The organism is Candidatus Babeliales bacterium (genome assembly GCA_035288105.1).
Taxonomy (GTDB): domain Bacteria; phylum Babelota; class Babeliae; order Babelales; family Vermiphilaceae; genus SOIL31.
Genome location: DATEAY010000050.1, coordinates 1 through 6,737 on the forward strand (window position 1 = coordinate 1; position 6,737 = coordinate 6,737).

The 6,737-nt window shown below is 38.6% G+C and carries 6 protein-coding genes and 4 tRNA genes; 6 read left to right on the forward strand and 4 right to left on the reverse strand.

What is annotated here, in order from left to right; translation table 11 throughout:
* Positions 1–50 precede the first annotated feature (50 nt).
* The 3 genes from VJJ26_02555 to VJJ26_02565 all read right to left on the reverse strand — a co-directional run bounded on the left by VJJ26_02555 (position 51) and on the right by VJJ26_02565 (position 489).
* Positions 51–128: transfer RNA gene (locus tag VJJ26_02555), tRNA-Asp, on the reverse strand.
* Positions 129–225: 97 nt separating this feature from the next.
* Positions 226–300: transfer RNA gene (locus VJJ26_02560), tRNA-Asn, on the reverse strand.
* 114 nt (positions 301–414) lie between these two features.
* Positions 415–489, reverse strand: a tRNA-Val gene (locus tag VJJ26_02565).
* Positions 490–701: 212 nt separating this feature from the next.
* Between VJJ26_02565 and VJJ26_02570 the strand changes: the two genes are divergently transcribed.
* Entirely contained in the window at positions 702–1,445 is a 744-nt protein-coding gene (locus tag VJJ26_02570) for a S49 family peptidase (GenBank protein HLC07048.1), read from the forward strand.
* Here the strand turns inward: VJJ26_02570 and mreC are convergent.
* Positions 1,409–2,266, reverse strand: a complete 858-nt coding sequence (gene mreC, locus VJJ26_02575; protein HLC07049.1) for a rod shape-determining protein MreC — start codon at positions 2,264–2,266, stop codon at positions 1,409–1,411. The two genes, VJJ26_02570 and mreC, sit on opposite strands and share 37 nt — an antisense overlap.
* 90 nt (positions 2,267–2,356) lie before the next feature.
* Between mreC and VJJ26_02580 the strand changes: the two genes are divergently transcribed.
* From VJJ26_02580 to VJJ26_02600, 5 genes are all read left to right on the forward strand, one after another.
* Entirely contained in the window at positions 2,357–3,049 is a 693-nt protein-coding gene (locus tag VJJ26_02580) for a hypothetical protein (protein ID HLC07050.1), read from the forward strand.
* 143 nt (positions 3,050–3,192) lie between these two features.
* Complete coding sequence (gene hemW, locus VJJ26_02585) at positions 3,193–4,347, forward strand: radical SAM family heme chaperone HemW (GenBank protein HLC07051.1); 1,155 nt, start codon at positions 3,193–3,195, stop codon at positions 4,345–4,347.
* A gap of 73 nt (positions 4,348–4,420) precedes the next feature.
* The gene (locus tag VJJ26_02590) at positions 4,421–4,882 is read left to right on the forward strand and encodes a pyridoxamine 5'-phosphate oxidase family protein (protein ID HLC07052.1); all 462 of its coding nucleotides are present in this window, start codon (positions 4,421–4,423) and stop codon (positions 4,880–4,882) included.
* Positions 4,883–4,903: 21 nt separating this feature from the next.
* Positions 4,904–6,253, forward strand: coding sequence for a hypothetical protein (locus tag VJJ26_02595; GenBank protein HLC07053.1), 1,350 nt, complete (start codon positions 4,904–4,906; stop codon positions 6,251–6,253).
* A gap of 267 nt (positions 6,254–6,520) precedes the next feature.
* Positions 6,521–6,607 (forward strand) — tRNA-Leu (locus VJJ26_02600).
* The last annotated feature ends 130 nt before the right edge of the window (positions 6,608–6,737 follow it).

A 6,737-nucleotide genomic window follows, 5' to 3' on the forward strand; every position in this document is an offset into this window, starting at 1 on the left:
GTAGTAGAATCACTAAAAATACCCGCCATTTTTTGCGTTTTTGCAAAAAATGGCGGGGTGGACGGGACTTGAACCCGCGACCTTCCGCGTGACAGGCGGACGCTCTATCCAAGCTGAGCTACCACCCCACAATATAAAACCCAAACAAGCTTTTTCCCTTGAATGGCCTGCCATACGACCGTGTCCTCCGAAGCTTTATGCGAAGGATGAAGCCTTGGCGTAGTATGGCTCCCCGGGCAGGGATCGAACCTGCGACCCAACGATTAACAGTCGTTTGCTCTACCTCTGAGCTACCGAGGAACAAATTTCAATTGAAATGCGCTTGCCCCTTCAACAAGTTCAGGGTGAGCGCAGTAAATTTTAAGATCTTTTTAAGGATGGCCTGCCATACGAAGCTCCGCAAGGAGCGTAGTATGGTGGGCGATGTAGGTTTCGAACCTACGACCCCCAGTTTGTAAGACTGATGCTCTACCACTGAGCTAATCGCCCTTAATTTTATCCCCAATTTACGTTACTCTTCAATTGGGGTCCCCGTATAAAGAAAAACCCAAGATTGAATCGTAACTTAACAGGGAAAAGTTTAATGGATATATCCCGAAAAGTCAAAAAAATATCTTACTTTTCTTTCACAATCCCTCCTTTTTATATATGATACTAAACCAATACCAAAAAACCTCTATTTTACACCTGTAAGGCCTATTATGACATTATTCGAATCTGTCAAAACCATCCTTATTTTGATTCTATTCGTTTATGCTGCCCCATTTTTAATCGAGAACATAAAAAAACAGTATATGCCTCTCCTGGAGCCCCATACTTACATCGGAGTTCTCCAAATAACACGGCCCCTCCACAACTCCTTTTGCATAACAGAAGGACTACATTGTTTTTTCAAAGACCCTTATATTAAGGGAATTGTCATTAAAATAGACTGCTCCAATACTGCTTCAGGAAGTAGTCAAACTATATTCCATGATATTCGACAGCTCAAAAGAGAGTACCCAAAACCTATTATTGCTTTAGTAGAGAATATATGCACTTCAGGAGCATACCTGGTTGCAAGCGCATGCGATTATATCATTGCCCCAGAATCAGCCATCATTGGCGATATTGGACAAACATTTTGCGCATGGCAACTTCAAAAACTAAATGAAGAAAAAAACAATAATTTCGAAGGAATAGCAAATGAATCGTATCAACAACTGACCAAACAAATTGCCTTGAGCAGAAAATTATCGCTCACTACTACTGCTAACTGGGCTGATGGAAAATTTTTCACGGGAACTCAAGCACTTGCGCTGGGATTGATAAACGAAATTGGTTCAATGTGCACAGTCATAAAAATAATCAAAGAGAAAGCGCTCATTGAAGGTGAAATTGAATGGATTGAACAATCAAAAAACAAACCTCATGCAACATCTTCTTTGGAAATGAGCGTACAATAACGTAATGTGTTGAAGTCTAATATTGGCTTAATAGTAATTGTATAAAATAATTCACCTTTATCTGCCGCAACTACCTTACCCAACGCAAAACCTTTGGGGAAAACAAGACCTTCACCACTAGAAAGTACTGCATCCCCAACATCAACTGACTCCAAATGACTCACATAGCGCATTATTGTGCGTGTTGTATCATTAACGCCTTCATGAATTCCGCTTGCACCCACCTTCGCTAAAGCTATGGCGGTCAAGCCCTTCTTTGTTAACGTGTCCGCCGGAGTTTTAGCGACGGAGGAAGCAACTTTACAATCAGCATCGGTAATCAGGCACACTTTGCAGTACCATGGATATACTTCAGCAACTCTTCCGACAATATTATTGCAATAAAGCGCTACCATATCTTTTTTTATACCTTGGCAACTGCCAGCATCAACAAGAAAGAACTGATAACTTGATGAAAAATGACGTGCTAATATTTGTGCGATATAACCATTACGCAATGTATATCTTTTATTAAAATTACGTAATTCACTCGTTTCTTGCGCATAATCATGCATAGCTTTTAATGCGATATTTTCAGCAAAAAGTTTTTCATTTTCCTCCTGCAAACGCTGAACATGCCCTTCAAGACCTGCTACTGTTGTCCGACGGTCAAACCACCCTGCAATTGGAACAACAATCAACTGTTGAATACGTAACAGTGGATATAAAACGGATGATGAAATTGTTCCCACTACGGAGGCGCCAACATTCACACAATGCCGAAAAATAAAAAATGATATGATGACAAAAACAATGACCACAATTACTTTATTCTTTTGCACAGCATAACTCTTGCTTTTGATAATAAATCATTCTATGGTAAGCATCACCAAATTGACCACAAAAATCAATGTATAAAAAAAGGAATTTTAATGATGAAACGCATTACCTTTTTAACAGTAACACTTGTAACTCCATTCATAACTCATTCCATGGATGGTCCAAAATATGTTACCCCCGAGGCAATCATTATACACAAAAAAGATGTGGTTAAACTTCGCCTAACAACGTATACCATGCTGCAAAATTTTCAATCAGATGAGAAAAAAAGCGCATATCGTTTAATAAAAGTAATCGAACAAACCAATTGTCTAAAACAGGCATGCATAACTGAAAGAGAATTAGGATTTCTTCTGTTTAATCAAAAACCATCTTTTGGAAGCTCCATCTTTTCTAACAGCACTATTGATCACTTCCATGCAAGCGTATTTTTTGAACGCCTTGGCAAGTATAATCAAAACCTAGCGCAACAAGTACATATATCTCCTAACAAAGCACAGCTTAATCTTCATTGGAAAAATCAACATCTACATAAAATAGCAGCCAAGAGTACTGCATTTGGAATCACTATTCCTGAATCAACACTTACTGAAAAAGTAATACCAACTCTACCAGCCGTTGATGTAGCGGCATTCGATGCATTAATGTTACACATCGGTAAAATGATTCAAGAAGATTCTAAAATTATGAAAAAAACAGCCAAATTGATATACCATAATGAACTAAAAAACCAACCAGCACCAATCTCACCAGAAAATTTTCAAAACTTAGAAGATACTCACTAAGAATTTATTTTCAAAAATAACTCATGTTCGCTCATTGTGGACAGGAGTTATTTTTTGCAATAAAAGGCTTATTTGCCCATTTATAAGACCCATGATACAATAAAGTCTACTGTTACTTGAACTTTCCAACACTATGGATCTTTATGCCTTATGATATTTCGGCTAACACGCGGTCTTTGTACATCCATTGGCCGTTTTGTCCTTATCGTTGTCATTACTGCCCTTTTATTGCACTAGCATCGCACGATCCATTCATGGAACGATATCATAATGCTTTAGTCAAAGAAATTAAAGATTTTGGCACACATTACACAGAAAAATTACCTCTCGATACCATCTATTTTGGCGGGGGTACTCCCAGCACCTATCCTGATCATCTGCTACTTGACATGTTTGGTATACTAAGAGAGTTCTTCAACTTTGATGAAAAAACAGAAATAACGCTTGAGGTCAATCCAGGAACAGTACGATTTGAGCAATTAGCTTTATGGAAAAAATTGGGAATTAATCGCATCAGTATTGGCGTACAAAGCTTGAATGATTCAGTGTTACAAAAACTGAATCGCTTACAAAAAGCAATAGATGTTTATTCTTTGCTTGATAATGCACCCAAATATTTTGATAACATCTCTGTAGATGTCATTTTGGGACTACCGGGAGTGAGTGCAACTGAATGGGAAGAGTTGTTAGCAAAAATAGTTACATGGAACATCACGCATGTATCAATGTATGTTTTAGAAGTTCATGACAGCACTCCACTGTTTTTTAATGTTAAATCAAAAAAAGTTATGTTGCCATGCGATGATGATGTTGTTAACGGATACCATTGGTCACGTGAGTTCCTCGCTAGCCATGGTTTTACTCAATACGAAGTTTCCAGTTTTGCACGAATGGGAAAAGAATCGCGACATAATACCACCTATTGGGAACGCAAACCATATCGTGGCTTTGGACTTGGCGCATGTTCCTTTGATGGAACAACCCGCCTACAAAATGAAAAAAATCTTATTAAATATTTGGAAAGCATCGAACAAAATAAATATGAACCGATATTTACAGAAACAATCACCAAAGACCAAATATTTGCTGAAAAAATTATGCTCGGATTAAGAAGAATAAAGGGGGTTTGTTGGGAAGAAATTAATAATGATTTGAGTAGTGAACAAAAAGAGAAATTTAAAACAACAATCGATCTGTTGCAAGAAAAAAAATTAATTACCGAGAATAATGGACGGCTACAACTAACCCCCGCTGGATTAGTAGTAGAAAACGAGATTATAACAAGACTTTCTTTATAAAAGTCATTTTTTCTTTAATAAACTAAAAAATGTGTGATATTTATAGTACTTATTTATGTAAGTTAGGGTATTCATGGCAAAACATGTTGGTGTAAAATTACCAGAAGATTTATTAGCAGTTTTAGCAAAGGGACAAACCGTAGGGATTCTTGCAACGTTCTCTGAAAAAGGTCTGCCCAATACAACTCCTGTTCAGTGTATTGCAGCAAAAGGGCTTGAAAGTATTTTACTCACCATTCACAAAGACCACACCGGATATCACAACATGGTGTGGCAAAAAAAAGTTATGATCTGCTTTTTAGATGAAGGCAATGTTGCTTACAGTGTTTTAGGCCGTGCAGGCGTTGTACGTGCACCATCAATCGTGCATCCTTTTATGAATGTTGTTCGCATTGATATTATTGATATTAAATCTGATAGATCAGTTCTAACTAAAGTAGAAAGTGGTGTACGATGGAGCTATACTTCATCTGACGCTGAAGAACTATCAAACGCTTTGATGGATGAAATAAAAGAACTCTCCGAAAGTCTTTAAAAATAAAAAGGGAGATAGATTATGATTACGCATATAATGATGATAATGATGCTCAGCACAGTATCATTTTTTAGTTTTTCTCAAGAAGCACCTGCTACGGAAGAGCAAACAGTAGTTGAAGAGGTTGTTACAGAAGATGTTTCTTCACCGCAAGAAACGCCAGTCGCAGAGCAAGAAGAAACACCTCAGGAAGAAGCACAACCAACTGAATCCTCCGTCGCCCCTCCTTCGCCTGAAGCTTCTGAGGGCTCTAGCGAGGCTATGGAGGACAAACAAGAAACAGAAACTCCATCACAAGAAGAAACACCATCCTCCTCCGCTGAAGCTCCCTCCTATGCTGAAGCTTCGGCGGACACGTCAGCGGACAAACCAGAAGAACCCTCCCTGCCTGCTGAAACAACAGAAACTGTTGTTGTGGAAGTTGATGCATCGACACCAACAAGCATAATACTACCTCCTGAGCCTGAACCAGTAGAGGAAGAACCTGTAGTCACTCCAGAAGAAACACCTGAGCCTGAACCATCAGGTATCGATACTGTTTCTCTTGAAAACCCTCAAGGAAATTGGTTATTCAAACGTATCTGGTGGGAACGCGCTGAAGAACGTTATGAAAAAATTCGTCTTCTTGTTGATGCAATATGGGAGTCGCGTACTCAGTTTTTTATCAAACGAAACAACCTTGATAGAACCGTTTTAGACCCTTTCTACATTAATATTGGCATTGACCAAGGTGAACTCCAAATCATACTTTCTGAAATCAATGAATTCCTCGAAAAACAACGTGAACAACAAGGTGATCTCACTGAACAAGAACGCATGCTCTATGAAACATATGCAACAGATGAAGAAGCATTAAAACAACTCAAACTTGATGTTGAATCGATCTCCAACCTTGACCACGCTATTGATGATGCGCTCATTAAACTCATGGATCAAATCAATCGCGTAAGACAATATGAAGCGCAAGCATGGGATAACTTCAAAGAAATTGCACACATATTAAATGATATACGAGCACGTGAACTGTATTATATGATCGAAGGTTCCGCGCGTAATATTAAAAATATTAGCATGTATCTCGAACAAGAATTCTTTAAACACTTCGACACACTTGTTAATGACGCAACAAAACACGTAACTCGTGTACAAAATCAAATAGAAGCTCTCAAAGAAAAAGGCGTTAACTTCCAACGTCAGGCAGAACTACTTGAACAAAAAGAACCGCAAGAGAATGAAGATGAGAATGATGAAGATGAAGACGTTAAACCAAAACTCGGCTGGTTTGGTTGGATTGGATCATTATTTTCGGATACTTTAAGTTATATTTTCTCCATTATTCGACTACCCTATGACATGATTTTTGGGAAGTAGAAAAAGTTAGTACCCTTCGATACTTTTTGAAGACAAAACACTCAGGGTGAGCGGAGAAAAAAATACGAAATCCCCTTCCGCTCGTCCTGAGTGTTCTTCTAGCTTTAGCGAAGAAGAATGTATCGAAGGATGATGAACGATAATTCCACTTTGCTCTTAATGCTTTCTTTTGGGCGCCCGACTGCAGTTATTTAACGTAAGTTGGGCTAATTTTGTTGATAATACGTAATTTCTCGCTATACTAAAAAGCATTGAAATTGATGATATGCCGGGGTGGTGAAATTGGCAGACACGCAGCCTTGAGGTGGCTGTGGGAGAAATCCCATAGGGGTTCGAGTCCCCTCTCTGGCACCAGCTTACGCGTAAAGCTACAGCTGGCGCGGCCATTTTTTTAATGGTTATTGAAATTATCTGGTTTTATATATCCCCTGCGCTCATTCTGAACTTGTTGAAGAATAAAGCGCTCTGATCCTTCAACAGGTTC